At 66.0% G+C, this 25,736-nt stretch carries 22 protein-coding genes; 12 read left to right on the top strand and 10 right to left on the bottom strand.

All coding sequences use genetic code 11. The features are described 5' to 3' along the window. Window positions 1-277: 277 nt before the first annotated feature. Window positions 278-1,381 (top strand): OpgC domain-containing protein, encoded by a 1,104-nt coding sequence (locus FFI87_RS22125; protein WP_012366257.1) that lies wholly within the window; start codon window positions 278-280, stop codon window positions 1,379-1,381. 61 nt (window positions 1,382-1,442) lie between these two features. Continuing rightward, the gene (locus FFI87_RS22120) at window positions 1,443-2,387 is read left to right on the top strand and encodes an alpha/beta hydrolase (protein WP_138849003.1); all 945 of its coding nucleotides are present in this window, start codon (window positions 1,443-1,445) and stop codon (window positions 2,385-2,387) included. A 237-nt stretch (window positions 2,388-2,624) separates the two neighbouring features. On the opposite strand, the gene FFI87_RS22115 is transcribed toward FFI87_RS22120, so the two are convergent. After that, complete coding sequence (locus FFI87_RS22115; RefSeq protein ID WP_138849004.1) at window positions 2,625-3,839, bottom strand: FAD-dependent monooxygenase; 1,215 nt, start codon at window positions 3,837-3,839, stop codon at window positions 2,625-2,627. A 183-nt stretch (window positions 3,840-4,022) separates the two neighbouring features. On the opposite strand from FFI87_RS22115, the gene FFI87_RS22110 reads away from it, so the two are divergent. From FFI87_RS22110 to FFI87_RS22100, 3 genes are all read left to right on the top strand, one after another. After that, the gene (locus FFI87_RS22110) at window positions 4,023-4,967 is read left to right on the top strand and encodes a LysR family transcriptional regulator (RefSeq protein ID WP_138850200.1); all 945 of its coding nucleotides are present in this window, start codon (window positions 4,023-4,025) and stop codon (window positions 4,965-4,967) included. A gap of 99 nt (window positions 4,968-5,066) precedes the next feature. Continuing rightward, the gene (locus FFI87_RS22105) at window positions 5,067-5,825 is read left to right on the top strand and encodes an SDR family oxidoreductase (RefSeq protein ID WP_138849005.1); all 759 of its coding nucleotides are present in this window, start codon (window positions 5,067-5,069) and stop codon (window positions 5,823-5,825) included. A 145-nt stretch (window positions 5,826-5,970) separates the two neighbouring features. Next, a complete protein-coding gene (locus FFI87_RS22100) occupies window positions 5,971-6,966 on the top strand; it encodes a helix-turn-helix domain-containing GNAT family N-acetyltransferase (protein WP_138849006.1) in 996 nt (331 codons plus the stop codon). Between the two features lie 30 nt (window positions 6,967-6,996). Here the strand turns inward: FFI87_RS22100 and FFI87_RS22095 are convergent, their stop codons facing one another. From FFI87_RS22095 to FFI87_RS22080, 4 genes are all read right to left on the bottom strand, one after another. Beyond that, window positions 6,997-7,329 (bottom strand): cupin domain-containing protein, encoded by a 333-nt coding sequence (locus FFI87_RS22095; protein WP_006753233.1) that lies wholly within the window; start codon window positions 7,327-7,329, stop codon window positions 6,997-6,999. A 129-nt stretch (window positions 7,330-7,458) separates the two neighbouring features. Next, window positions 7,459-8,937, bottom strand: a complete 1,479-nt coding sequence (locus FFI87_RS22090; protein WP_138849007.1) for a sensor domain-containing diguanylate cyclase — start codon at window positions 8,935-8,937, stop codon at window positions 7,459-7,461. Between the two features lie 154 nt (window positions 8,938-9,091). After that, on the bottom strand, window positions 9,092-10,186 hold the full coding sequence (locus FFI87_RS22085) for a potassium channel family protein (RefSeq protein ID WP_012366265.1): 1,095 nt from the start codon (window positions 10,184-10,186) through the stop codon (window positions 9,092-9,094). A 112-nt stretch (window positions 10,187-10,298) separates the two neighbouring features. Next, the gene (locus FFI87_RS22080; protein WP_138849008.1) at window positions 10,299-11,633 is read right to left on the bottom strand and encodes an NAD(P)/FAD-dependent oxidoreductase; all 1,335 of its coding nucleotides are present in this window, start codon (window positions 11,631-11,633) and stop codon (window positions 10,299-10,301) included. Between the two features lie 251 nt (window positions 11,634-11,884). Here FFI87_RS22080 and FFI87_RS22070 point away from each other — a divergent pair, with 251 nt between their 5' ends. After that, the gene (locus FFI87_RS22070; protein WP_138849010.1) at window positions 11,885-12,532 is read left to right on the top strand and encodes a hypothetical protein; all 648 of its coding nucleotides are present in this window, start codon (window positions 11,885-11,887) and stop codon (window positions 12,530-12,532) included. 353 nt (window positions 12,533-12,885) lie between these two features. Here FFI87_RS22070 and FFI87_RS22065 read toward each other — a convergent pair whose 3' ends face one another. Next, window positions 12,886-13,161, bottom strand: a complete 276-nt coding sequence (locus FFI87_RS22065) for a hypothetical protein (RefSeq protein WP_138849011.1) — start codon at window positions 13,159-13,161, stop codon at window positions 12,886-12,888. 283 nt (window positions 13,162-13,444) lie between these two features. Next, window positions 13,445-13,654, bottom strand: a complete 210-nt coding sequence (locus FFI87_RS22060) for a hypothetical protein (RefSeq protein WP_041490056.1) — start codon at window positions 13,652-13,654, stop codon at window positions 13,445-13,447. Window positions 13,655-14,193: 539 nt separating this feature from the next. On the opposite strand from FFI87_RS22060, the gene FFI87_RS22055 reads away from it, so the two are divergent. From FFI87_RS22055 to FFI87_RS22040, 4 genes are all read left to right on the top strand, one after another. After that, window positions 14,194-15,048 (top strand): helix-turn-helix domain-containing protein, encoded by an 855-nt coding sequence (locus FFI87_RS22055; protein WP_011659048.1) that lies wholly within the window; start codon window positions 14,194-14,196, stop codon window positions 15,046-15,048. A 120-nt stretch (window positions 15,049-15,168) separates the two neighbouring features. Beyond that, entirely contained in the window at window positions 15,169-16,836 is a 1,668-nt protein-coding gene (locus FFI87_RS22050; protein ID WP_138849012.1) for an ATP-dependent helicase, read from the top strand. Between the two features lie 191 nt (window positions 16,837-17,027). Then, complete coding sequence (locus tag FFI87_RS22045; protein WP_186381758.1) at window positions 17,028-18,251, top strand: DUF6402 family protein; 1,224 nt, start codon at window positions 17,028-17,030, stop codon at window positions 18,249-18,251. Beyond that, window positions 18,218-18,652, top strand: a complete 435-nt coding sequence (locus FFI87_RS22040) for a hypothetical protein (RefSeq protein ID WP_244108098.1) — start codon at window positions 18,218-18,220, stop codon at window positions 18,650-18,652. Before FFI87_RS22045 ends, FFI87_RS22040 begins: the two co-directional genes overlap by 34 nt. A 125-nt stretch (window positions 18,653-18,777) precedes the next feature. Here the strand turns inward: FFI87_RS22040 and FFI87_RS22035 are convergent, their stop codons facing one another. After that, window positions 18,778-20,337: a methyl-accepting chemotaxis protein gene (locus tag FFI87_RS22035; RefSeq protein WP_138849013.1), complete on the bottom strand. Its 1,560-nt coding sequence runs from the start codon at window positions 20,335-20,337 to the stop codon at window positions 18,778-18,780. A 228-nt stretch (window positions 20,338-20,565) separates the two neighbouring features. On the opposite strand from FFI87_RS22035, the gene FFI87_RS22030 reads away from it, so the two are divergent. Next, window positions 20,566-22,080 (top strand): MDR family MFS transporter, encoded by a 1,515-nt coding sequence (locus FFI87_RS22030; protein ID WP_138849014.1) that lies wholly within the window; start codon window positions 20,566-20,568, stop codon window positions 22,078-22,080. A 93-nt stretch (window positions 22,081-22,173) separates the two neighbouring features. On the opposite strand, the gene FFI87_RS22025 is transcribed toward FFI87_RS22030, so the two are convergent. Further along, on the bottom strand, window positions 22,174-23,172 hold the full coding sequence (locus FFI87_RS22025) for a quinone oxidoreductase family protein (protein WP_138849015.1): 999 nt from the start codon (window positions 23,170-23,172) through the stop codon (window positions 22,174-22,176). Window positions 23,173-23,339: 167 nt separating this feature from the next. Between FFI87_RS22025 and FFI87_RS22020 the strand changes: the two genes are divergently transcribed. Then, entirely contained in the window at window positions 23,340-24,176 is an 837-nt protein-coding gene (locus FFI87_RS22020; protein WP_229203017.1) for a LysR family transcriptional regulator, read from the top strand. 16 nt (window positions 24,177-24,192) lie between these two features. Here the strand turns inward: FFI87_RS22020 and FFI87_RS22015 are convergent, their stop codons facing one another. Continuing rightward, window positions 24,193-25,557, bottom strand: a complete 1,365-nt coding sequence (locus tag FFI87_RS22015; protein ID WP_138849016.1) for an MFS transporter — start codon at window positions 25,555-25,557, stop codon at window positions 24,193-24,195. Between the last annotated feature and the right edge of the window lie 179 nt (window positions 25,558-25,736).

Below are 25,736 nucleotides of genomic sequence, written 5' to 3'. Positions count from 1 at the left end.
GAGGACAAAATGGTGTCACGTCGCAAACCACCCGTCCATCGGGGCGTGGGCGCGGCGCACAAAGCGTTGCGCTGGTCCAACTGCCCTGCTCGGCGGACTTCCCGATCAGGCTTGTCGGCAACGGCAGATCGGCCCGCCATCGGCGTAAACCCGGACGGCGTCGCATCGGTGGCACAATGCGCATCCATTCGTCATTTCTTCACGAAGTCATGCTTCACCCCGATTCATGCGCGGCCGGTGCCGGGCGCGCACGCGGCACGCGCCGGCAGGCGGCCCGATGACCGCCGCAGCCCGGGCCGGCCGCTACGCCGAGCTCGATTTCTTCCGCGGCCTCGTGCTGCTCGTGATCGTCGTCGACCACATCGGCGGCAGCATCCTGTCGCGCGTGACCCTGCATGCATACGCGCTGTGCGATGCGGCCGAGGTGTTCGTGTTCCTCGGCGGCTTCGCCACCGCCATCGCGTACAACTCGCTCGCCGAGCGCCACGACGAGGCCGCCGCGCGTCAGCGTTTCATCCGCCGCGCGTTCGAGATCTACCGTGCCTTTCTCGTGACGGCCGGCCTGATGCTGCTGATCACCGCCGTGCTCAACGCGTTCTCGATCGACGGTCCGAACATGCCGACCAACGATCTCGACGGCCTCCTTCACAAGCCGCTCGCCGCGCTGCGCGACATCCTGCTGTTCCGCCGCCAGCCGTATCTCGCGTCGGTGCTGCCGATGTATGCGTTCTTCGCGCTGCTCGTCCCGCTCGCACTGCCGCTCGCGCGCACGCAGCCGTGGTTGATGCTCGCGTTCAGCGGCTCGCTCTGGTACGCGGCGCCGCACGTCGCGCGCTTCCTGCCGACCGTCGAGGGCGCACCGTGGGACTTCAACCCGTTCGCGTGGCAGTTCCTGTTCGTGCTCGGCGTGATCGCGCGCTGCCAGCCCGTCTACCAGACGCTCGCGCCGAAGCCGCAGGGCTGGCTGCTGACGGCCGCGTCGCTCGCGATCGTCGTGGCCGGCGCGTACTACCGGCTGCGCATCGAGCCGTTCCCGACCGATCCGTCGATCAAGCAGAACCTCGGCGCGCTGCGGCTCGCGAACTTTCTCGCGATCGCGTGGCTCGCGGCCAAGCTCGTGCACCTCGGGTGGATGAAGAAGGTCGCGCATGCGATGCCGTGGATCGGCACGATCGGCCGCCAGGGGCTGCTGTGCTTCGTCGCCGGCACCGGCATCTCGCTCGCCGTCGACTCGTTGCTTTACCAGGCGACCGAAGGCTATCTGAACGTGCCGCTCGGCCTGACCGCCGACGTCGTCGCGACAGGGTTGCTGTATCTCGTCGCAAAACTCTACGGGCCGCTGGTGTCGCGGCTGCCGTTCCCGTTCCGTTCGCGGCCATGACGCGCCGCGCCGTCATGCGCCGCTGCTACGATAGCGGGCGCCTTTCCTGAAACGTTTCGCCATGCGCCGACTCGCCCTTCCGTTCGCCGTCGCCCTGCTCGCCGGCTGCCTCGCCACCGCCCACGCCACGCCGGGCGCGCCCGTGGTTTCGCCGGGGTCGTCCGCGCCCCCGGGCGCGATCGTTCCGCCCGCAACCGTCGGGCCGGCCACCCAGGAGCCGCCGCTCAACCCCGGCAGCAGCGTCGTGCTGCGCGCGTTCCGCTCGGCGTCGCTCAAGCGCGACTGGTCGTACACGGTCTATCTGCCGCCCGGCTACAACCCGGAAGGCGCGCGCTATCCGGTCATGTATCTGCTGCACGGCAATGCCGGCAATGCGAACGACTGGATCACGCAGGGCCGGCTGCAGGCCACGGCCGACACGCTGATCGAGCGCCACGAGATCCCGCCCGTCGTGATCGTGATGCCGCAAGGCGGCACCGACTGGTACGTCGACCGCAAGGAGAAGATGCAGAGCGCGTTCCTGAACGACCTGTTGCCGGAAGTCGAAGCGCACTTCGCGGTGTCGAACCAGCGCGCGGGCCGCGCGATCGGCGGCGTGTCGATGGGCGGCTTCGGCGCGCTGCGTTTCTCGCTGCTCGAACCGGGCCTGTTCTGCGGCGCGATGCTGCTGAGCCCCGCGATCTACGCGAACGAGCCGCCGCTCAATTCCGCCGCGCGCTATGTCGGTGTGTTCGGCGACCGGCAGTTCGATCCGCGCGTGTGGCACGAGCTCAATTATCCGGCGCTGATGCGCGGCTATTTCGCGCGCAACTGGCGCGTGCCGATGTTCATCGCGGCCGGCGACGACGATCTGACGATCCAGGCCGAGTCGAGCGTGCTGTACACGCACCTGCGCCGCGCGCAGAATGCGGCCGAGCTGCGCATCGTCGACGGCGGGCATACGTGGGAGGTGTGGCGCGGGTTGCTCGGGCAGGGGTTGAAGTATGCGTTGGAGTGCGTGAAGTAACGGAGGCAGATACCTCTACCGCACCGGATCGTGCAGCGTATGCGTGCGCGCATCCGGCCGCGCGATGTCTCGACATCGAACCGGTCGAGCGCGATGCGGAACGGGCGGCCGACCACGCGTGAGCGCGATACGGGTGACCGGCCCGCACGGGACGCCGAAATTCCCGACGAACGACCGCACAATCGCCATACCAGTCGGTCACCCGACACGAGCGCCAATCGCACCGCGTCTTTCAGCTCAAAGCCACGTACCGCCCTGCCGCTCGTCCGGTTCATCGGCGAGCGCGTCGAAATCGTGAATCCAGTCCAGGTGATGCAGCACGCTGTCGCGCTCGCCGAGACGCGCATTGCGCGCCTGCGCGGCCGGCCCGTCGGGCAGATGCAGCACGTCGGCCGCTGAGATCGACGCGTACTGCACCTTGCGCGTGCGGCCGCGCCGCAGCCGCTCGTACGCTTCCTGCGCCTCGCGCCAGTTGCCGGGCCCGGCCTTCGCCAGTTGCGCGGCCAGCACCATCGCATCCTCGATCGACTGATTCGCGCCCTGACCGTGATGCGGCACGAGCGCGTGCGCGGCATCACCGATCAGCGTCACGCGCCCGCGGCTCCAGCGGCCGAGCGGCGGCCGGTGAAACAGCCCCCAGCGCTGGCTGATCGGCACCGCCGTGATCATCTGCACCACCGCCGGATGCCAGTCCCCGAACAGGCGCAGCTGCTCGCCCTCCTGCGCCGGCATGACCCAGTCGCGTGACGGCCACGGCGACGGATGACGCTCGACCAGCAGGAAGTTCTGGTCGCCGTTGTCGCCGATCGGATAGTGCAGCAGATGCCCGTGCGGCCCGACCCAGAACTGAATGGTCTCGGGATCGGGCAGCAGGTTCATCCGCTCGGCCGGCACCACGCCGCGAAAGCCCGAGCAACCCGAATACAGCACGTCGTCGTAGCCGAGCATCCAGCGCCGCGTGAGCGAACGCGCGCCGTCCGCGCCGATCACGAGATCGGCGTCGACGCGCTCGCCGTTCTCGAAGGTCAGCGTGACGCGATCCGGATGCTGCGCGAGGTCGACCAACCGATGGCCGAGATGAATCTGCTCGACCCCGACCGCCTTCGACAGGATCGCCTGCAGGTCCGCGCGGTGCACGCCCCAGTACGAGCCGCCGAACTGCCGGCGATAGTCGGGCTCGCCGCGATGATGGCCGATCACCGCGCCGCTGCGCCCGTCGCGATAGACGAGACCCGGAATCTCCGCGCACACCGCATCGAAAGCCGGACGCAATCCCATCCGTTCGTAGAAGCGCGTCGCGTTGGCCGACAGCGCGACGGCCGCCCCCACCTCGCGCAGCACGTCGGTCTGCTCGTACAGCTGCGCGTCGATGCCCTGCTCGCGCAACGCGAGCGCCAGTGTCAGGCCGCCGATGCCGGCACCGACGATCGCGATCCTCAAGTTCGCCTGCATGATGAACGTGTCTCCGATATTCAAATGATGAGTGGTCGAGGCCGCGGCGCGCGTGACCTGCCCGGCGCGCCGGTCGAACGCAGGCGCCGTGTCGGTATTTTCAGCAGAGCACCCTTATCCCACAATAAAATGCCGGGAATCTTCTTCATCACTGAACGCAATGATGGGAGGCAACGCCGAACCATGGAGCTGAGCGAGATCGACCTCAACCTGCTGTTGCTGTTTCAGCGGCTGATGCAGGAGCGGCGCGTGTCGACCGTCGCCGAGCAGATGAGCATGAGCCAGCCGGGCGTCAGCAACGCGCTCGCGAAGCTGCGCCGCCGGCTCGGCGATCCGCTGTTCGTGCGCGGGCCGGGCGGCGTGGTCCCGACACCCTTCGCGTTGCGGCTGGCCGAACCGGTTGCGCAGGCGCTGTCGACACTGCATGCCGCGCTCAATCCGGAGACCGGCTTCGATCCGCTGCGCGCGTCGCGCACGATGACGATCGGTATGACCGATATCGGCGAAGTCGTGTTCCTGCCTGCGTTGCTCGAACATCTGGCGCGCACGGCGCCGGGCATCGCGCTCAACACGGTGCGCAATACGAGTATCAACCTCAGCGACGAAATGGCCGACGGCCGCGTCGACCTCGCGATCGGGCTGCTGCCGCAACTGCAGGGCGGGTTCTATCAGCGCCGGCTGTTCGATCAGCGCTACGTGTGCCTGTTCCGGCGCGGGCATCCGCTCGAAGACGCGCCGCTGACGGTCGACGCATGGCGGGATGCCGAGCATCTGGTCGTGGTGTCGACCGGCACCGGTCACGGGCAGGTGGACGACTGGCTGAAGCGGCGCCGCGTGAAGCGCCGCGTGCGGCTGACGGTGCCGCATTTCATGAGTGTCGGCTATATCCTGCAGCGCACCGACCTGATCGCGACCGTGCCGGAACATCTTGCGCTGCAACTGGCCGCTCCGTTTTCGCTTGGCTGGCGGGCGTTGCCGGTCACGCTGCCGGGCGCGCCGATTCACATGCTGTGGCATGCGCGCGTGAACCAGGACGAAGGCAACCGGTGGCTACGGGAGGTCGTGGTCAGCCTGTTCGCGGACACCGGCACGCGCGCGCGAAAGGCCGCGCCGGCCCGCAAAAAATAGCGGCGCGAGCGGCGCAACCCGCAACGCGCGGTACGATGGCGCTTCACCCGGCGCACGATGTCGCCTCTTTTCCTCACCTCAACCCGCAGGAATCAAGCCATGTCTGCCTCGCAGAAGTTCGCCGCCATCACGGGCGCGGGATCCGGCATCGGTCGTGCCGCGGCCATCGCACTCGCGAACGCCGGCTTTACGGTCGCGCTGATCGGACGCAACGAAGCGTCGTTGCGTGAAACGAAGGAGACGATCGCCGCCGGGCATGGCGACGCACATGCGCTGCCGGCCGACGTCACCGACGAAGCGTCGGTCGAACAGGCGTTCTCGCGGATCGCGCACGAGTTCGGCCGGCTGGATGTCCTCTTCAACAACGCCGGCCGCAACGCGCCGGCCGTTCCGCTCGACGAATACGAACTCGACGTGTGGAACGACGTCGTCGCGACGAACCTGACGGGCGTCTTCCTGTGCGCGCGGGCAGCATGGCGCCTGATGAAGACGCAAACGCCGCAGGGTGGCCGGATCATCAACAACGGCTCGATCTCCGCCTATACGCCGCGCCCGAACACGATCGCGTATACGGCCACCAAGCATGCGGTGGCCGGCATCACCAAGTCGCTCGCGCTCGACGGCCGTGCGTACAACATCGCGTGCAGTCAGATCGACATCGGCAACGCGGCGACGTCGCTCACCGACCGGATGACGGACGGCGTGCTGCAGGCCGACGGACGCATGGCGCCCGAGGCGCGCATGGACGTCACGCACGTCGCGAACGCGGTCGTTCAGATGGCAAGCCTTCCGCTGGATACGAACATCCTGAACATGACGATCATGGCGACCACGATGCCGTTCGTCGGACGCGGATAAGTCGGGGCGCCGCGAGCTGTTTCGGCACGCCGGCCTCCGCAGCCCGCCCGCTTCCCGGCGCACCGGCGAAACGTAAAATCGTCCTTGACAAGTTGCGAGGCGCAACTAATATTGCTTGCGACTCGCAACTTTTCGCGGACTGCTCATGGACCTCATCGATATTCCGGCAAAGCCTCGCGACGCCACGATCCTCGAGCTGCGCGATTTTTCCCGCAAGCTGGTTCGCGAACTGGGTTTCATGCGCGCGACATTGGCCGATAGCGATCTGGCGCCCTCCGCGGTTCACGCCGTTCTTGAAATCGGAATGGCACCCGGCATCAGCGCGAAAGATCTGGGCAGCATTCTTCGTCTGGACAAGTCGAATACGAGCAGGCAGCTTTCCCGGCTCGAAACGGCCGGCTTCGTGACGCGCCGCATCTCGCCCGACGATGCGCGTGCGACCGAGTTGTGCCTGACTGCCGACGGGCAAAAGCTTCGCAAGAAGATCGACCAGTTTGCGACGCGTCAGGTGTCGAATGCGTTACGCCGGATGGTGCCGGCGGACCAGCAAACCCTCGTCCGCGCGCTCGCGCTGTATAGCGATGCGCTCGCGCAAGACAACGGTGCCGAGGCACCACCCGCACCGAATCCGGGCGCCGGGCATCCGGGCACCGGGCACATTGTCGACGGCTACCAACCCGGCTGTATCGGCGACATAGCAAGCCTTCACGCGCGGTTCTATTCGGAACACTGGGGATTTGGCGCTTTCTTCGAGAAAAAAGTCGCGACCGAACTCGCGCAATTTGCCGGCACGCTGCCCGCCGAAGGCAAGGCTCTGTGGCTCCATGTCGAAAACGGCCGCGCGCTCGCCTCTGTCGCAATAGACGGGAACAAGGCCACGGGAATCGCACACTTGCGATGGTTCATCGTCGACGACGCATTGCGCGGCGCCGGTATCGGGCGGCAACTGATGACGCGCGCGATGCATTTCGTCGACGAGCAGCAGTTCGGCGAGACTTACCTGTGGACGTTCAAGGGCCTGGATTCGGCACGTCATTTGTACGAATCGTTCGGCTTTACGCTGACCAGCGAATCGGAGGGTGCGCAATGGGGAACCCACGTCATCGAGCAGCGCTTCAGCCGGTGCGGGCCAAGCCGCTAAGGCCGCTAAGCCGATAAGCCGCCGCACGATTCATCGATCGTGATAGATCGCGAGCCAGACCGACGGTTCTTCCGGATGCGTCCACGCGACGCGATGCCGGCAATGCGGTTCGATCAGCACATGGTCGCCGGGGCGCATGTCATGCAGCGTCGCGTCCGCTTCGAATTCGAGCACGGCCGCGCCTGACAGCAGCACGACCCATTCGGCCCGGGGATCGTCATACCAGAATCCGTCGGGACTCGCGTGCCCCATCGACACGATGCGCTCGACGTTCAGGCGCGGCCCCGCGACGAGTATGTCGATCCGTTCGTCGTCGCCGCGCGCCGCTTCGGTGCTGAACAGGTTGCCGGTTTGAAGTTGCATGGTTGGACCCTCTCGTCGCGCGCCGTTCGACTGCGGTTGACGTCAACTGTAGCGCGGCGGCCGCCGTTGCGGCGAACTCGTTTGCCTCCCCAGACGAGACGGACATTCAGGCGGCAATGCTGCGATGCGTCACGCCGGCGGCTGAAACGCGGCGACCTTGTTGCGGCCCGTCGCCTTCGCGTAGTACAACGCCTCGTCGGCGGCCTTGATCACGCTGCCGGCCTCCACGTCGTCGTCGGGCGTCCAGCTCGCGAGACCGATACTGGCGGTCACATGCCCGTGTTCGCTGCCGGCGTGCTCGAGCGCCAGCTCGTCGATCGCCGCGCGAATTCGCTCGGCGATCTGGGCGGCGCCCGTCTCGGGCGTATCGGGGAGCAGCACGACGAATTCCTCCCCGCCGTAGCGGGCCGCGGTATCGGCGGGCCGGCGGATGTTCTCGCCGATGCAGCGCGCAACCGCGGCCAGTGCGTCGTCTCCCGCCTGATGGCCGTAGGTGTCGTTATAGGCCTTGAAGCGATCGACATCGACGAACAACAACGAAAATACCGATCGCGATCGCCGTGCGCGCCGCCATTCGCGATCCAGTACTTCGCCAAAGCTGCGGCGGTTGTTCAACCCGGTGAGACCGTCGGTGCGGGCGAGCAACACGAGTTCCGACTCGGCGCGCATCCGCCGCCGGAGTTGCGTGCCGAGCATGACGGACACCGCGATGAAGGCAGCGCCGAACGTCGCCACCAACCCACCGATCGTCGCGGCCCGGTGCCGCCACGCCGCATAAATGTCCTGCTCCGCTTCAGCGACCATGATCACCAGCGGCAGCTTCGGCAGGTGCCTGAAGTAGTAGAGCCGGCGCACTCCGTCGAGCGACGAGGTTTCCGAGAACACGCCTTCCCGCGCGGTCTGAAACCGCTTGAAGGTCGCGGCGTGGCTGATGTCTCGGCCGATCGTATGGACGTCGTACGGCTGACGCATCACCATGACGCCGTCGCTGCCGATCAGCGAGATCGAACCGTGCTGCCCCAGTGACAGGCCGGCAAACAGATTGTGGAAATACTCGAGGTTGACCGCAATGAGCACGATGCCGCCAAACGAGCCGTCCGGATTCGAGATTCGCCGCGTGAGCCCGATGCTGGGCGCCCCGCCACGCAGGCGCGACGTGAACGGGTCGCTGATAAAGAGTCCGGCATCCGGATTGTCACGATGGACGGTGAAGTATTTACGGTCGGCGAAATTGCCGCGGCGCGGCACGTCGTTGGCCGAATCCAGCACGATATTGCCGCCGGCATCGAGTACCAGCATCGAGCCGAGAAATTCCGCCGTCATCGCATTGTCGAACAGCACCGAGCGCCGCAGGCTCGGAGACGCATTCATCACGTCGGAACGTTTGAGGCCGTTGATGACCGCCTGCAGCGAAAGGTCGTAGAGTTCGAAGTTGCGTTCGATGTCGCGCTCGGCGATGAGGCCGAGATTGCGGGAGGTTTCGCTCGCCCGTTCCCGCGCGTCGTTGCGGCTCTGGAACAGCTGCAGCACGCACAGACCCATCAGCGCGCAGGCGATCACGATACCGACCACGACGATGGTATGGGGAGCCGCCGACCTGGATTGCATGTGTCTCCTCGATGATCAAGCGTGTGCGCGGGCGCACCACATGATTACTTCATACTAAAAAAGGCGCAACGGCATGGCAAGCGGGGGATGCACCGAGCACGGCGCGGCATCGGGGCGTCGGGACGTCGATAGCGGGTCGTTTCGCACCCGGGCGTCACACATCCGGATCCGGAATCCGGGCCGACTGAATCACGACCAGCGTATCGCCCGTCTCGATCCGGCACGGCGGATCCTCGTAGAACGAATGAATCTTCCCGCAGCGATCGAGCCCGACGACGATCGCGCCCGGCACGACGTTCGTCATGCAGCCGATCTCGTGCGGCAACGCCTCGCGCTCGACCAGCGTCGCCCGCCCGCGCGTCGACAACATGTCGTTCACGAACGGCACGATGTAGCGGCTATGCACCGCATCCGCGAGCAGCAGCGCGCCGATCTTCGTCGACGACACGATCACGTCCGCGCCCGCCTGCCGCAACTGCCGCTGATACAGGTTCTCCTGGATCCGCACGACGATCTTCGTCTCGGGCGCGATGCTGCGCACCGACAGCGTCAGCAGGATCGCGGTCGGATCGTCGGTCACCGAGATGATCACGGCCTTCGCCGCCCGCACCTGCGCCTGCTGGAGCAGGTCTTCATGCGCGGGATCGCCGAGCAGCCCCGTCACGCCGAGCGACGTCGCAGCCTCGAGCGCCTGCTGCTGCGCATCGATCACGATGATCGTCGACGGATCGACGCCGCTCTCGAGCAGCTCGCGCACGGCGATCGACCCCGACAGGCCGTAGCCGCACACGACGATGTGATCGGACAGCTGCTTCTGCAGGCGTTTCATGCGGAATTCCTCGATGACGCGCTGGATCACGAACTGATACGCCGTGCCCAGGAAGATGAACCAGATGCCGATACGGATCGGCACGATGAAGAACGCATCGATCAGACGCGCGCGCGCGGTGACCGGCACGATGTCGCCATAGCCGACCGTCGCGACCGTGACCATCGTGAAGTACACGAGATCGGCGACGTTCATCGGCGTGCTCTTGGTCGAATCGCGCAGGCCGTCGCGATCGAGATACAGCACGAGAAACGCGAGCATGCACAGCGCCACGACCGCGCCGAGACGGAACAGCAGCGTGTGGTGCGGTGACGTCGCGGGGCGCGTGAACAGCGTGCGTGCGCGCGGCGCCCGCCACGGATCACGGGTACGACGCAGGCGTGAGCGCAACGGGCGACGTTTGGCGGAAGGCGTTGCCAACGGGGGATTCTCCTGAAGGATGCGGGCTCGATTCTACGACGGGAACACGCGGGCGCGTCCGTAAGCGGCCCTCCGCTACCGGCCGTCCGCTACCGGCCCTCCGCAACGGCCGCTACAGCATGCTGCGCGGCCGGACCATCGTTCCGTCGACGAAACGCCGGGCACGGAACGCAGACAGATCGAGCGACGGCTCACCCGTATCGACCCATTCGGCCAGCAGCCGCCCGACGATCGGTCCCATCGCGAAGCCGTGCCCGCAGAAGCCGGTGGCGATCGCGAGCCCCGACGGCGTGCCCGGCGCGTCGATCACGGGAATCCCGTCGGGCAGCACGTCGATCAGGCCGCCCCATGCCTCGACGATCTGCGCGTCCTTCAGCGCGGGAAAGATCGCCTTGAGCTTCGCGAGCGCGCGCGGCGCATGCGTGCGATTCGGCTGCGGCTGCGGATCGCGCGGCTCGATCGGCCCGGCCGGGCCGCCGATGCGCGCGCGGGCATCGCGCCACGCCGCCGCATTCAGATGCAGCCGGAATTTCTCGCGCTGCGACCAGAACTGCGGCCAGAACAGGCTCAAGCCGCGCAGATGGCCGAGCGTCAGGTCGACGTCGACCTGCATGTCGTCGGCGAGATTGATCGTGCCATTCCTGCGTTGCCGAATGCCGAGGCCGTGGCCCCAGATCGTCGACGCGGACACGTCGGGCAACACGTTGGTACGCATGCAGGTACCGCGCACGGCCTGCTGCGGCAGCCGGATGCCGACGCCGTCGAGCAGTCGGAAGCTGGTCGCGCCGGCCGCGCAGATCACGCGCCGGGTGCGGATCGTGCCGCGCTCGGTCACGACGCCGACGACCGCGCCGCCGGCCGTCTCGATCGCCGTCACGCCGCAGCCTTCGAAGAAGCGCGCGCCGGCTTCGGCCGCGCGCGCCGCGAACGCGGCGGCCACGCGACGCGGCTCGGCCTGCCCGTCGGTCGCGGTATAGAGCCCGCCGAGCGTGCGCGCCTGCGTCGACAGGCCGCGCACGCGCTCGTCGATTTCCGTGCGCGTGAGCGTGCGCGTGTCGAGCCCGTGCTCGCGCGCGACGGCGAGCCACGCCTGGAACGACGCCCAGTCGTCGTCGTTGTCCGCCATGTAGAGGCAACCGCCCTGCCGCCACTCGAGGTCGAAGCCGAGCGCCTGCTCGAGCCCTTCCCAGATCCGCATGCCGGCCATCATCAGCGGCACTTCGGCCGACTCGCGGCCCTGCTGCCGCACGAAGCCCCACGCGCGAGTCGATTGCTGGCCGGCGATGCGCGACTTGTCGAGCACCACGGCCTTCAGGCCGCGCAGGCCGAGGTAGTACGCGGCCGCGCAGCCCATGATGCCGGCGCCGGCGATCACGATGTCGGCTTCGGCCGGAAACGCCGTGTCGGCGTGCGTCAATGCATCGTGCAGCGGATAAGTTGTCGTCATTGTTCTCTGTTGGCGTCGATCCATCCGGCGCATCCATCGACGTTCGCGATGGCGGGCACCGGATCAGGCTGTCGGGTTCCGGAAGGTGGTGGCTGGCGAACGCGCGGGAAGGCCGGTGAGCGGTTCAACCCGCCGGCCGCGGCCCGGCTGCCCGTCTTTGTCGCCGCTCGGCCGTCCCCATTTTTTCGCCTTGACGGCGCTATGTTACCGCGCGATAAACTGTATATCCATACAGTATCGCTGCAACCGAAATGATCCTCCCCCCATTCGATCCCCCGAAGCTGAACGATCTTACCGGGTGGTGGACGAAGTGCACCTATGCAGACGTGCAGCGCCTGATACTCGAAGTGCAGCATCTTCGCCTGACGCTGTGGGAACTGAAGGCTCATGTCGCGGACGCATCGCGCCGGATCCGCGTGCTCGACCCGGGCATGCTCGCGCATGGCTCCGCGCTGCGGCGGCTGACTTACCTGCTCGAAAACGAAATCGCGCGCGCGAATCCGATCGGTCGCTCGCGTGACATGTATGCGCCGTTTTCAGACGAGTGGCGCGCCCGCGAAGCACTGCGCTGCGTATTGCGCGCCGAGCCCGAGCCCGCGGCAGCGGGCACGCTCCCACGCCCGATTCCGGAATTTCAGCGCGTCACGTGGGCCGAGCTTCGCGATCGCTGGCGTCACCTGAGCGACAAGCAATCGAGCCGTCAGAACATCGAGCAACGCATGGTGCTCGAGATCGCGCGTCAGCGATCCGTGATTCTCGCGCGAGCGAGGAAACTGGTGGATGCCGCGATCGCCGAAGCGGCGGCGGAAGGAAAGCAGTTGTTCGCGCTCGATCAACTCCAGCGGCTGCTTTCCGTGGAGCGGGAGGACGGCGAGCCGTTCATGTATATGCCGGCGTAAGGCGATTGAATTCGGCCGCAATGGATCAATGATCGCGATGGAGCGCAATGCGCATCTCATTAGTACTTCACAACATAAAAGATCCGCTGCTCGCCATGTAATCAAGGCCCTTACGTCATTGCCGTCACGAGACGCCGGCCGCAACGTATCGACGATCGCCGACTGCGAATCCAAGCGCGGTCACCGCGTATCGGCTCGCGGACGAAATGCTGAAGGCGCGATAAGCGAGGCTACGTGCGCACGATCGCGCTCGCGCGCAGCAGCCCGTTGCAAATCGCAACCCGAGATCGATACGGAAGGTCGAAATGCGCGGCTCGCGTCGGGGCAGCCCCGCCCCACCGGCATCGGTGTAATCAGTGTGAATAGCGCATTCGTGCGCGCGCCGCGCGATCGAACGGCTGCAGCCGAGCAAGCTGCTCGAGCGACATCGCGACGACTTCCAGCATATGCCGGGCGATTTCGTCGTCCGCCATACCGGCTTTGAGGTACTGTTCGATGCTCATCGTGCGGGGCGGATGGCTGCCCGCTTCGCCATCGACGATGTCGATCCTGGCGGTACGACGCTCCAGCGACAACATGACCCGCACAGTTTTACCGTGAACGACGGTCTGCATGCACAACGTGCTCATTCGCAGTCTCCCATTGCGTTGCCGTCAATCGATCGTCAAACGATACCTCACATTGTGGGGAATGAATCTCCAAACTTCCCCGAATATTGACAACCGTCAGAGATGAATCGAAGACGGTCACGCGCCGCCATCCGCGAACGGCGCGCGTCGTCCACGCCGCGCAATCGGTGGCGTCCGTCGTGGTTTGGCTGTGAATGGGGCCGCCCGCGTGGGGGCCGCGGAACTCAACGCGCAGGCACGCGCCGGTCAGGTCGACGCCCGTCTTGCACGGGCAAATGTCGCGCTACGCGTAGCGGCTCAGCCATTCTTCGGAGAATTTTTTCGCATAGGCGACGGCTTCGGCTTCGGTATCGAATTCGCCCAGCTTGCGGAAGGCCGCCTCGCGGCTGAAACCCAGCTTCGTGACCTCGACCTGGGCGGCGTACTTGCCGTCCTCCGTCACGCGCGGGTCGCAGTTCATCTCGTACCCGCGCATCACAAACTTCTTCTGCATCGCATCAACGCTTTTTTTTGAGACGGCGAAATCGTAGCATGGCGCCCCGCCGCGTTCATGCACGCACGCTCCCGAAAAGGTATCCGCAGGGAGTTCATTAGACTAAACCATCAAACGATCCGCGTATAAGATGCGGTTCCGCCCGACCGCGTGACGCGCCAAGTGATGTAAATATTTGTCGACGGAAAGCGGCCCGATGCCGCGCTCCGGACCGCGAAACGCCCTGCGCTGGTGCATCCCGCCGGCCGCATCGTAAGATTAGGCGCCGCCCTGCGAGGAATCGTGTCCCGGCACCGCGCGATCCGCGCCCGACGGTTGCGAACGGGCCAGCGCCGCGCGATGGAAGCCGGCGGGCCGCCGTAACGTCGTGACACACCTTTCACACAAACGCACCTTTCGCGACATGGAATGGCCGTCGTTTTGCGGTAAAGTTATCTTTTCCGCGCGTGGCCGGTCGGCTCGCCACTGGACGTCGTCAAGACTGTCCGCCGAGACTGCCGCAAGGCGTCGTTCTGAACGTCACGATCCGTTCCCGTAGCATGACCACTGAAGCAATCACCACGGATTCCCTCGCGGTTGCCGAGCGCGTGCGCGAGCTAATGACCCGCAACGGCATCGGCAAGCGCCAGCAGACCACCGAGCTGTGCCGCATCCTCGACCTGAGCTTTTCGCAAGGTCACCGAAAGTTGCGCGGCAGCAGCCCCTGGACGCTCGCGCAAATCAAGAAAGTCGCCGAAGCCTACGGCGAGCCCGCCGCACAACTGTTCGGCGCGCAAACGCTCGACCCCGGCATGGTCGGCGCCTATTCGCAGGAGGCCGTGCTGTACGCCGGCGTCGCCGAAATTCCGTGCACCGCATGGATCGGTGCGCCGCTCGAAGCCGGCGCGCGCCCCGAGTTCGTCGCCTATGAACAGAATGGCCGCTGGCGCGTGCTGCGCCACACGGGCGTGCTGTACCAGAACGCCTACGACGTGCACAAGATCGAGATCTATCCGCGCCGCGCGGAGAGCGACAAGCTCGTCGTCGCGGTGATCGATCCCGATCGCGTCAGCGCGACCGAGCTGTGCCGCTATCTCGAACGGCAGGGTTTCGCGACGGCCGCGTTCGACGGCCTCGCGCCGTTCGTCGATGCGCTGCAGGGCCAGGCGTTCGACGCGGTCGTCACCGAATGGCTCTTCGACGGCAGCACGGCGGCCACCGCGATCAAGGCGGTGCGCACGTCCGACAATCCGGGCGCGCCGATCTTCGTGCTGACGGGCGATCTGCTCACGGGCCGCGCGAGCGAAGCGGACATCAGCGAAGTGATCCGCGCGTTCGACGTCGTCTGCTACGAAAAACCCGCGCGCATGGCGATCCTCAGCGCCGATCTCGCAAAACGGCTCGCACGCGGGTAACGCCCGCCGGCCGCGCCGCCCGCCTTCGCATGGCCGGCGCCCGCGCGGCGCAGCGGTCGCGAACAGGTTCCTCAGTACAATAGCCGGACCCTGTTCACGACCGGCATCCGCCGCCCCTCCATGGCCCGCCTCATTCCCGACGACTGGAAAAGCCTCGCCGCCACCGGCGCGGCCGAACGCGAGCGCGAGACGCTTGCCGCCCTCGAACATGCGCTGCCGGACACCTACACCGTCTATCACGGCGTGCACTGGACGCGTGCCGATCAAGGCTTTTCGGTGTTCGGCGAAGCGGCGTTCGTCGTCGTGAGCCCGGCCGGGCGCGTGCTGCTGATCGAACAGAAGGCCGGCTTCCTGCGCGAAACACCGAAGGGGCTCGTGAAGGTCTACCTGCAGAAGGAGCGCAACGTCCCGATCCAGCTCGCGCGCACGCAGGAGACGCTGCACCGGCGGCTGACCGCCGCGCTCGGTGCGGGCGTCTACGGCGTCGAGGCGCTGCTGTACTGCCCCGACTACTCGATCCGGGAGACGGCAATTGCCGGCGTCGCGGCCGACCGCATCGTCGACGCGTCGCGCAAGACGCAGCTCGCGCAGGTGATCCTGCAGATCCTGCCCGAGCACGACGAAGCGTTGCCGAACGCGGCGAAGCTGCATCATTTCCTCGCGGACGAGCTGGCGCTCACGCCTGACACGAGTGCGCTCGTCGGGCAGGCCGGCACGCTCGTCACGCGGCTGTCGGGCGGGCTCGCCGAATGGGCGCGGCAGCTCGAGTTCACGCCGTTCCGCTTGCGCGTGACGGGCACCGCGGGTTCGGGCAAGACGCAGCTCGCGGTGCAGGCGATGCGCGACGCGGTCGCGGCCGGCAAGCGCGTGCTCTACGTCTGTTTCAACCGGCCGCTCGCTGACTACATCGCACGCATCGCGCCGCCCGGCGCGAAGATCGCGAACTACCATCAGCTGTGCGACTGGGTGGCGCGCGACGGCGGCTATACGCCCGACTTCGACGTGCCGGGTGCATTCGAACGGCTCGAGGCGCGCTTTGCGGAAGCGCCGATTCCGGAACGCTGGCGCTGCGACGTGCTGATCGTCGATGAAGGCCAGGATTTCCACGCGCCGTGGGCGACGGCGCTCGAGCGCCTGCTCGCGCCGGACGGGGCCTGGTGGTGGCTGGAAGACCCGCTGCAGAACCTTTATTTGCGCGAGCCCGTCGCGCTGCCCGGCTGGGTCACGTTGAAGGCGCTGACCAACTACCGCAGCCCGCGCGACCTGCTCGAATTCGTGCGCGACATCGTCGGCCGCGTCGAGCCGCTCGCGGCGGAACTGCGCTCGGGCAGCCCGTTCGACGGTTCCGATCCGTCGGTGTCGTCATACGGTGAAGACGGCGCATCGGGCGACTCGCTCGCCGAAGCCTGCATCGACGCGACCAAGCGCGCGATCACGCACGCGCTGTCGCTCGGTTTTCGCAAGCAGGACATCGCGGTGTTGTCCTATCGCGGCCGCGAAAGCTCGGTGCTCGCGCAGCTCGACCAGCTCGGCCCACACCGCATCAAGCGCTTCACCGGCAAGTACGATCTGTTCGGCAACCCTGAATATCGCGAAGGCGACGTGCTGCTCGATTCGATCTACCGCTTCAAGGGGCAATCCGCACCGTGCGTGATCCTCACCGAGATCGACTTCGACACGCTGGATGCGCGCGCGGCCCGCAAGCTGTTCGTCGGCGCGACGCGCGCGACGATGAAGCTGCTGCTCGTCGCGTCGGCGCGCTCGGCCGCGCAGCTCACGAGCGGTTGATGCCGCGGCACGGCGCGCCCGGCATGACGGCGATCTCGGTCGCGATGCCTGTTGCAACAGTTGGGAACATTTCGTTCTGTCCGGGCCCCTTGTGCGCTCGCGTTTCGTCCTGTTCCGGCCATACCCGATGATTTATCCGCTTGCGGCCTGTCACTACGATGTCAGGTCATTCGTTGCAAGCGGAATATTCGATGGCCGACGTAAAAAAAGCGCCGTACTACAAGCCGCAAAAGGGATGGTGGGGACCAGAACTGAAGGAGTACAAGGGGCGCCACGGATGCGTTCCTCTCGAGACTCAAAAGAGCGTGTCGATCGACAGACATGCCCCGGGGGAAAAGCCACCACCACCCGCTCGTCTCGATGCGATTTCGCAAGCCTCGCAGACGCCGAAGCAACCGGCTGCGCGTCAATCACAGCCCAAGGCTGATCAGGCAACGCCTAAAGCGCCGCCGAAACAAGCGGAATCGGAAGTTTGCGAAAATCCACCGCCTTTCGACCTTCAGGACGTGCCAATTGCGATGGACAATTTGGGTTGGAAGGTTTCAGCCAGACTTGCGCGGATATGGTTTGCGGGTCATGCGCATACATACAATGACGCCCCGACCTCAAGCCAACCATCGAACGAAGTTGACGTCACCCTTGACTGGGTACTGAAATTCGGAAGCGTCAAGAAAAAATATAAAAGGCTTATCGATAGAGATATTTATAGCGAGCGGTCCATCCGCGCAGCCACAGATATCATCGAGCCCTTCGTCAAAAAGCTTTTTCTCGAACGACATTCAACGCTCAACATCAATACGTCGAGACTCACCGGCGATTTGCGAAAACTCCACAACGATTGGCAATTCCAGCTATTACCAATAAGAAATTGGGATACCCTCCATAATCTTACTCCCACGGATCTCACGGGGGCATTGGCCAACTTCAACATCTACGTCGCCATAGGCAACGTAGAAATCTCCTCAAGAGAGAAATATTTCAAATATGAAAAATCGGGAAATTCGTACTACCTCAACGTGACCGGAAAAATCACGCACATTTATCTTTACGTGAAAGATAGTTACTCATTCAACGGAAAGCAATATTTGGGGCACTGGAATAAACGAGGGGTCATTACCGCCCCGGGAGCGTTACTCACGGAATCAAGCTCACCAAAGCGGGATTCCGACATCGATATTTTGGCAAAGAGCATCAACAAGCCAGTGGATACGCGCAGAAGTCTGTTTGGAAAATTCAAAGAATCGGACGTCTACTTTCCAGTCTACAATGCAGACTACAATCGTTGGAGAGAAAGACACCGCCGCGGCATGGACTTCATGATATATTCCAAACCAGTCTATTTGAAGTTAAATAAACCCATTAACTTTGAGCTTGGCGAGATATGCAGACTAGAGCCATCAAATACATTGGCTTAGCCATTATCATTTTCATCAGCGCAGGTTTTATCGTCCATCTCAGCCGCCCTATCTATGGCCGATGCGATTTCTATGATAGGCCAGACACATTGGATGGCGGCACGAAAAATATGAATGGCGTTCAATATCGATTCAAAATGTGCGGTACCGGGGGGAACGATCAAGACGCGACCAATGACGAAATAGTATTGGAAGTTTTCAGTGATAAAGGAGAACTTCTTGCAAGACGATATTTCGCGGTCAACTGGTATCACGGTGCACTTTTTCATCGACCGTTGAATTACGAGGGCAATCGGGTCCGTTATATCGACTTGATCGATGAATCGAGCCCTGAAAAAAAATACCTGTCGATTCCGCCAACCAAGTGGGACTGGCTTCGTGCCCGACTGCCGCTGTTTTGAGCCCCACGAAATAAGACCTCTCGATCATGGCGACATTCTAAATACACGCCATGGATCGAGCCGGTGAACTATGTCGTTGGTGGCGCAAGGCGCAGCCGCGTTGCTGCCCCTTGCGCCCCCTTCGCTCAAGCCACCCGAAACACCCCCACCGCCCGCCGCAACCCGTCGGCCTGCTCCTCGAGCGACGCAGCCGCTGCCGCCGCCTGCTCGACCAGCGCCGCGTTCTGCTGCGACACCTGATCCATCTGCGACACCGCGCGGTTCACCTGCTCGATCCCGTCACGCTGCTCGTTCGACGCAGCCGCGATCTCGGTCATGATGCCCGTCACGCGGCCGATCGCCTGCTGGATGTCCTGCATCGTCGCGCCAGCCACGCCGACCAGCCGCGAACCCGTCGCGACACGCTCGACCGACTCGCCGATCAGCGTGCGGATTTCCTTCGCGGCCGAGGCCGAGCGCTGCGCGAGCGTGCGCACTTCGCCCGCGACCACCGCGAACCCACGGCCCTGCTCGCCCGCGCGCGCGGCTTCGACCGCCGCATTCAGCGCGAGGATGTTGGTCTGGAACGCGATGCCCTCGATCGTGCCGATGATGTCGGCCACCTTCTGCGAACTCTGGTCGATCTCGTTCATCGTGCCGATCACTTCGCCGACGACCGTCGCGCCGCGCGTCGCGATCTCGCTCGCGCTGTCCGCGCAGGCCTGCGCCTCGACCGCGTGATCGGCGTTCTGCTTCACGGTCGCCGTCAGCTGTTCCATGCTCGCGGCCGTCTCCTGCAGCGCGGATGCCTGCTCCTCGGTGCGCTGCGACAGGTCGGTGTTGCCGGCCGCGATCTGGTGCGTCGCGGTCGAGATCGCTTCGGAACCCTGGCTGACCTGGCGCACCGTATCGGCGAGGCTGCGTTGCATGCCCGTCACGCCCTTGACCAGTTCGGCCATCTCGTCGCGCGACGACCAGCGCACTTCCGACGTCAGGTCGCCTTCCGACAGGCGGCGGAAATGCGACAGCAGCCGGTTCACCGGTTGCGTGATCGCGAAATGCAGGCCGACCGCGCAGCCGAAACACGCGGCGAGACCGAACGCAATGCCGGCGAGCGCGCCCGCGCGCATCCAGCCGTAATAGGTCTGGGCCGTGTCGTAGACCTCCTTGCCGCGTGCGGCCTGGTACGCATCGAGCGCATCGGTCGCCTGCGTGAGCGCCACCGACAGCGGCGGCGCGACCGTCATCAGCAGCCGATCGGCGTCGTCGCGACGTCCCTCGCGGATCGCGTCCATCAGCGGCTTCAACGCCTGCCCGATCAGCGCCTGGCGCGCGGCGTCGAGGCGGGTCGCGAGCGGGCCTTCGTCGCCGTCGTGCGGCATGCCCGCGTAGGTGCGCCACGCGGCGTCGGCCTTCGCGAGATAGCTGTCGGCCTTCTTGACGAGATCCGGCACGTCCGGCGCCTCCGGATGCAGCAGCGCGCGGTCGAGCGTGGTACGCACGATCGTCAGGTTCAGGCTCGCGGCGGACAGCGCGGTCTTCGCGGCCAGTTGGCGCGTATAGGCCTCGTCGAGCGCACGGTTCGAGCTCTGCATGCCGGTGAGGCCGATCAGGCCCGACACGACGAGCAGCACGGCGACGAGACCGAGCGTGGAAAAAATCCGCGTACGGATCGAGAAACGGGAAAACAGGGCGTTCAGGTTCATGACGGCACGTGAGCGATGAAAGGTGCCGCGCCATTCGGCGCGCGGCACTCTGGATTACGGTTTGCCTGCAAAAAACTTGAGCCCGGCCCTCTTTCGGGCTGATCGCGATCAAATTTCCGCCCCGCAATCTTCTGTTACCGGTGCAACAAATCGAGCCGGGGCAGAAATTGACCAGTCAATCAATTGTCTCTATATTTCGGTCAATTCCCTGCCATGGCAGATAGCTCCATGAGAACCGATACTCTCCTTGCTCCGCCGGCCGCCGAAGCGGCCCGCCGCGACACGCCGACCGGGCTGGTGATCGCCGCGCTGCTGCTCGTCATGCTGCTGTCCGCGCTGGACCAGACGATCGTGTCGACCGCGCTGCCGACGATCGTCGGCGAGCTCGGCGGCCTCGATCAGCTGTCCTGGGTCGTCACCGCGTACCTGCTGTCGTCGACGGTCGTGCTGCCGCTGTACGGCAAGCTCGGCGACCTGTACGGCCGCAAGATCGTGCTGCAGGCCGCGATCGTGCTGTTTCTCGCCGGCTCCGCGCTGTGCGGCATCGCGCAGGACATGACGCAGCTGATCGTGCTGCGCGCGCTGCAAGGGCTCGGCGGCGGCGGGCTGATGGTCGTGACGATGGCCGCGATCGGCGACCTCGTGCCGCCCGACCGCCGCGCGCGCTACCAGGGGATGTTCGGCGGCGTGTATGGCCTCGCGACGATCGTCGGGCCGCTGCTCGGCGGCTTCCTGGTCGAACATCTGTCGTGGCGCTGGATCTTCACGATCAACCTGCCGCTCGGCGCGCTCGCGCTCGCGGTGATCGGCATCGTGTTCCGGCCACACACCGAGCACGTGAAGCACCGCATCGACTACATGGGCGCCGCGTTCCTCGCGACGGCCCTCACCTGCGTGATCCTGTTCACCAGCGAAGGCGGTTCGCTGCTGCCGTGGTCGTCGCCGCAGCTTTGGATGACGCTCGTGCTCGGGCTGGTCGCACTCGGCGGCTTCGTCTACGAGGAGCGGCTCGCGGCCGAGCCGATCATGCCGCTCGAACTGTTCCGCCAGCGCACCTTCGTGCTGATGAGCCTGATCGGCTTCGTCGTCGGCATCGCGCTGTTCGGTTCGGTCACGTTCATTCCGCTCTATCTGCAGGTCGTGAAGGGCTCGACGCCGTCGCAGGCCGGGATGCAGCTGCTGCCGATGATGGGCGGGATGCTCGCGATGTCGGTCACGAGCGGCCGGCTGATCTCGCGGTTCGGCACGTATCGCCCGTTTCCGATCGCGGGGACGCTGCTCGGCGGCATCGCGATGGCGCTGCTGTCGACGCTGTCGCTCGACACGCCGCTGCACACCATGTACGCATACATGGCGCTGCTCGGGATCGGGCTCGGCATGGTGATGCCGGTGCTGACGCTCGCCGTGCAGAACACGGTCGAATTCCGGCACATGGGTGTCGCGACGTCGGGTGCGACGCTGTTCCGCTCGATCGGCGGGTCGCTCGGCGTCGCCGCGTTCGGCGCGCTGTTCTCGCACGGGTTGCAGTCGCGCCTCGCGCAGGCGCTGCCGGCCGGCACAGAGTTGCCGCCCGCGCTCGGCCCGGCGGCCGTGCACCAGTTGCCGGAGGCGGTGCGCGCTGCGTACCTGCACGCGTTCGCCGGGTCGCTGCATGTGGTGTATCTGTCGGCGGCGGGCGTGATCGCGATCGCCTTCGTGCTCGCGTGGTTCGTCCAGAGTGCGCCGCTGCGCACGCATCACTGATCGGCGGGCGGCGGCGTGGCACCGCCGCCTGCCCGCCGGTCGACATCACGACGCGCCCCTCGTCCCGACTTTCGGCGCCCGCTCGCTCGGCCGTCACGGCACCAGCACCACCGCGCCCGTCGTCTGCCGCGACTCCAGCAACCGATGCGCGTCGGCCGCCCGTTCTAGCGGCAGCCGCGCGCCGATCTCCACGTGCATCCCGTCCGCGAGCCGCTCGAGCGTCGCGCGCGCCGCTTCCCGATACCCCGCGACGTCACGCGCAATGAAGCCGAGCACGCTCGGCCGCGCCAGCGCGATCGAGCGGGCCGGGCCGAGTTCGTCGAGATCGATCGTCTGCCGCGCGCCGATCGCGGCAACCTGCCCGATGCTCGCGACCATCCCGAACGGCCGGACCGCGCCGAGCGTACGCGTCAGCACGTCGCCGCCGATCCCGTCGATCGCATAGTCGACGCCCGCGCCGCCGCCGAACGCGCGGGCCGCCGCGACGAAGTCCTCCTCGCGATAGTCGACCACCGCTTCCGCCCCATGCGCATGCACCAGCGCGGCCTTCGCGGCCGAGCCGACCGTCCCGATCACACGCGCGCCGAGCGCGCGGGCCCACTGCGTCGCCAGCAGCCCGACGCCGCCGGCCGCCGCATGCACGAGCACGGTGTCGCCGACGCCGACCTGCCGGACGCGATGCAGCAGCATGTAGACGGTGATCCCTTTCAGCAGCCCGGCCGCGGCCGCGTCGTCGCTCACGCCGTCGGGCACGGGCACCACCCGCTCGGCGGGCAGCGTGCGCACGCTCGCATAGCTGCCGGTCGGCAGCCCCGCATACGCGACACGCTGGCCCGGAACGAGTGCCGTCACGCCGGGGCCGACCGCGTCGATTACGCCGGCCGCCTCGACACCGAGCGCGTCCGGCAGCGCCGGCAACGGATGCGCGCCGGTCCTGAAATAGATGTCGACGAAATTCACGCCGACGGCGGTCTGGCGAATCCGCACCTCGCCGGCGCCGGGCGGCCCGACGCGCGCATCGACGCGGCGCAGGACCCCGGCGTCGCCGTAGCGGTCGATTCCGATCCGAATGGCGTTGGCAATTTGGGTCATGACGTTTCTCGCTATCGAATGAAGTGACACGATCATCCCATCGTGCATAATCGAGCGGAATTCCCGCTACACGCTCATCTACTGTGCAAAATTCGACCGATCGACCTCCTGCGGGCGCGCCCGTATTGCCGACGAGTTGGGACGACATCCGCTATTTTCTTGCGGTGATGCGCGGCGGCAGCCTCTCGGCTGCCGCGCGGGCACTCCAGGTCCAGCATTCGACTGTCGCGCGGCGCATCGACGCGCTGGAATCCGCGCTCGGCATCCGGCTGTTCGACCGGCTACCGCGCGGCTGGCCGCCGACCGACGAAGGGCTGCACCTCGCCGATCACGCCGCGCGTCTCGAAGCCGACACGCATGCATTCGCGCGCGCCGCCCAGGGCGCCGCGGCGCTGGACGGCGTGGTGCGCGTATCGGCGTCGCCGGTGTTCGCCAGCCATTTCCTCGCGCCGCGCCTTGCACGTGCGCAGCGCGCGTGGCCGGCGTTGAGGATCGATCTGATGGGCGAGATGCATGCGGCGAACCTGTACGCGCGCGAAGCCGATCTTGCGGTACGGCTGTCGCGGCCGAGCGAACCGGGGCTCGCCGCGCGCCGGCTCGGCACGATGCGCTTCGCGCTGTGCGCGTCGCCGGAATGGGCGGACGCGCCGTCCGACACCTGGCCGTTCGTCGGCTACGACGACGCGCTCGCGCAGACGCCGCAGCAGCAATGGCTCGATCGCTTCGCGGCCGGGCGCCGCTTTGCGTTCGTCGCCAACGATCTCGCCGCGCAGCATCGGGCCTGCGCAGCCGGGGCCGGTGTCGCGCTGCTTCCGAGGTTTCTCGTCGACGATCCGGCCGCGCACGCCGGTGCGCCGCTCGTCGAACTTACGGCCGCGCCGCGCTGCGACATCGAACGCGAGATCTGGCTCGTCGTCCATCCGGACGTGCGCCGATCGCCGCGCGTGCAGCGCGTCGCGGACGCGATCGCCGACGCGGTGCGGGCGGCGGACGGGCGGCTCTGACGCCGCGCCCTGCCGCTCAGGACTGCCGGACGGGCGACGCCTGCCGTTCGCCGGCCGAAGCCGAAAGACCGTGATGCGAGGCCGAGCGGCGATGATCGATCAGGCCGACCGCGACGGCCGCCACGAGGGCGGGCAGTCCGATCGCCATGAAGTTCCTTTCCAGCGGCAAATCGATGCCCACCAGCGCACCGATGACGATCGGTGCCAGGATCGCGCCGCTGCGTCCCACGCCCAGCGTCCAGCCGATGCCGGTCGAGCGGATCGCCATCGGATAGAACTGCCCTGCATACGCGCAGTTGACAATCTGGGTGCCGATGGTCGACGCGCCCGCGAGGCCGACCAGTACGAACAGGAGCGCGGTCGGCATCCTGTAGCCGAGCAGCGTGATCGACACCGCGGCGAGCAGATACATCGACACGAGCACCGTCTTGATCGGAAAGCGATCGGCCAGCCAGCCGCCACCGACCGCGCCAATCATCGCGCCGGCATTCAGCACCAGCACGAAGGTCAGCGCGGAGCCGAGGGTGTAGCCGGCGCCCGCCATCAGCCGGGTCAGCCACGAGCTGAGCGCATACACCATGAACAGGCACATGAAGCAGGCGATCCAGAACATGACCGTGCTGAATCCGCGACCGTCGTCGAACAGCCGACGAACCGGCGCGCCGCCCGTCTTGTCCTCTTGCGGGACGACATAACAGTCGCCCGGTTGAGGCCGGTACGTCGGATCGAGCCGGCGTGCGATGCGCGCGAGCTCGTCCGTCCTGCCGCGCCTGATCAGGAACGGCAGCGATTCCGGCATCCATTTCACCAGCAGCGGGACGAGCAGCACGGGCGCACCCGCGGCGGCGAACACGGACTGCCATCCGTACGCCTCGATCATCCCCTTGCCCATCACGGCCGCCAGCATGCCGCCGACCGAATAGCCGCTGAACATGAGCGTCACCAGCGTGCTGCGCATGCGCCGCGGCGCGTATTCGGTCATGTGGGCGATCAAGTTCGGCATCACGCCGCCGATGCCGATGCCCGCCAGGAAGCGGGAAGCTGCGAACAGCACGGGCGACGACGCCAGCCCGGCCGCCGCGGTAAAGACGCTGAACAGCGTCAGGCAGGCCGCGATGGCCCAGCGGCGCCCGATCCGCTCGGCGACGGTCCCGAATACGATGTTGCCGAACATCATGCCGAACAACGCCGAGCTGACCATGAAGCCCGCCTGCGCCGGGTTGATGTCCATCTCCTTCATGATCGCCGGCAGCGCGATGCCGGCCACCGCCAGGTCGTAACCGTCGAACACGATGATCAGCGCGCACCAGAACAGTACGACGCCGTGCAGCGTGCCCAGCCGCGCATCGTCGGAGAGCGCCTGCAGGTTGATTTGACGCATGGGACTTCCTTTTTCCAATGGGAATTCGGGCCCGGCGGAAGCCTCCGCGTCGCACACGTTCGAATCAATACGATCGCCCAGCCAATGGATTTATAGCTGTCCGAAATATCGTCGTACGGTACGCCGCTTCCGTCCGGATGCCGGCGCAGTGTAGGAAGCCACAATGATTCTCACTATCC

The organism is Burkholderia sp. KBS0801 (assembly GCF_005937855.2).
Taxonomy (GTDB): Bacteria; Pseudomonadota; Gammaproteobacteria; order Burkholderiales; family Burkholderiaceae; genus Burkholderia; species Burkholderia ambifaria.
The sequence above is the reverse complement of the archived record's forward strand: the minus strand, read 5'-3'. Positions and strand labels throughout refer to the sequence as shown.

Excerpts from the sequence above, each read along its gene's own strand:
- FFI87_RS22125 (WP_012366257.1), top strand. The coding sequence starts at position 278 with ATGACCGCCGCAGCCCGGGCCGGCCGCTACGCCGAGCTCGATTTCTTC.
- FFI87_RS22120 (WP_138849003.1), top strand. The coding sequence starts at position 1,443 with ATGCGCCGACTCGCCCTTCCGTTCGCCGTCGCCCTGCTCGCCGGCTGC.
- FFI87_RS22115 (WP_138849004.1), bottom strand. The coding sequence starts at position 3,839 with ATGCAGGCGAACTTGAGGATCGCGATCGTCGGTGCCGGCATCGGCGGC.
- FFI87_RS22110 (WP_138850200.1), top strand. The coding sequence starts at position 4,023 with ATGGAGCTGAGCGAGATCGACCTCAACCTGCTGTTGCTGTTTCAGCGG.
- FFI87_RS22105 (WP_138849005.1), top strand. The coding sequence starts at position 5,067 with ATGTCTGCCTCGCAGAAGTTCGCCGCCATCACGGGCGCGGGATCCGGC.
- FFI87_RS22100 (WP_138849006.1), top strand. The coding sequence starts at position 5,971 with ATGGACCTCATCGATATTCCGGCAAAGCCTCGCGACGCCACGATCCTC.
- FFI87_RS22095 (WP_006753233.1), bottom strand. The coding sequence starts at position 7,329 with ATGCAACTTCAAACCGGCAACCTGTTCAGCACCGAAGCGGCGCGCGGC.
- FFI87_RS22090 (WP_138849007.1), bottom strand. The coding sequence starts at position 8,937 with ATGCAATCCAGGTCGGCGGCTCCCCATACCATCGTCGTGGTCGGTATC.
- FFI87_RS22080 (WP_138849008.1), bottom strand. The coding sequence starts at position 11,633 with ATGACGACAACTTATCCGCTGCACGATGCATTGACGCACGCCGACACG.
- FFI87_RS22070 (WP_138849010.1), top strand. The coding sequence starts at position 11,885 with ATGATCCTCCCCCCATTCGATCCCCCGAAGCTGAACGATCTTACCGGG.
- FFI87_RS22065 (WP_138849011.1), bottom strand. The coding sequence starts at position 13,161 with ATGAGCACGTTGTGCATGCAGACCGTCGTTCACGGTAAAACTGTGCGG.
- FFI87_RS22060 (WP_041490056.1), bottom strand. The coding sequence starts at position 13,654 with ATGCAGAAGAAGTTTGTGATGCGCGGGTACGAGATGAACTGCGACCCG.
- FFI87_RS22055 (WP_011659048.1), top strand. The coding sequence starts at position 14,194 with ATGACCACTGAAGCAATCACCACGGATTCCCTCGCGGTTGCCGAGCGC.
- FFI87_RS22050 (WP_138849012.1), top strand. The coding sequence starts at position 15,169 with ATGGCCCGCCTCATTCCCGACGACTGGAAAAGCCTCGCCGCCACCGGC.
- FFI87_RS22045 (WP_186381758.1), top strand. The coding sequence starts at position 17,028 with ATGGCCGACGTAAAAAAAGCGCCGTACTACAAGCCGCAAAAGGGATGG.
- FFI87_RS22040 (WP_244108098.1), top strand. The coding sequence starts at position 18,218 with ATGCAGACTAGAGCCATCAAATACATTGGCTTAGCCATTATCATTTTC.
- FFI87_RS22035 (WP_138849013.1), bottom strand. The coding sequence starts at position 20,337 with ATGAACCTGAACGCCCTGTTTTCCCGTTTCTCGATCCGTACGCGGATT.
- FFI87_RS22030 (WP_138849014.1), top strand. The coding sequence starts at position 20,566 with ATGAGAACCGATACTCTCCTTGCTCCGCCGGCCGCCGAAGCGGCCCGC.
- FFI87_RS22025 (WP_138849015.1), bottom strand. The coding sequence starts at position 23,172 with ATGACCCAAATTGCCAACGCCATTCGGATCGGAATCGACCGCTACGGC.
- FFI87_RS22020 (WP_229203017.1), top strand. The coding sequence starts at position 23,340 with ATGCGCGGCGGCAGCCTCTCGGCTGCCGCGCGGGCACTCCAGGTCCAG.
- FFI87_RS22015 (WP_138849016.1), bottom strand. The coding sequence starts at position 25,557 with ATGCGTCAAATCAACCTGCAGGCGCTCTCCGACGATGCGCGGCTGGGC.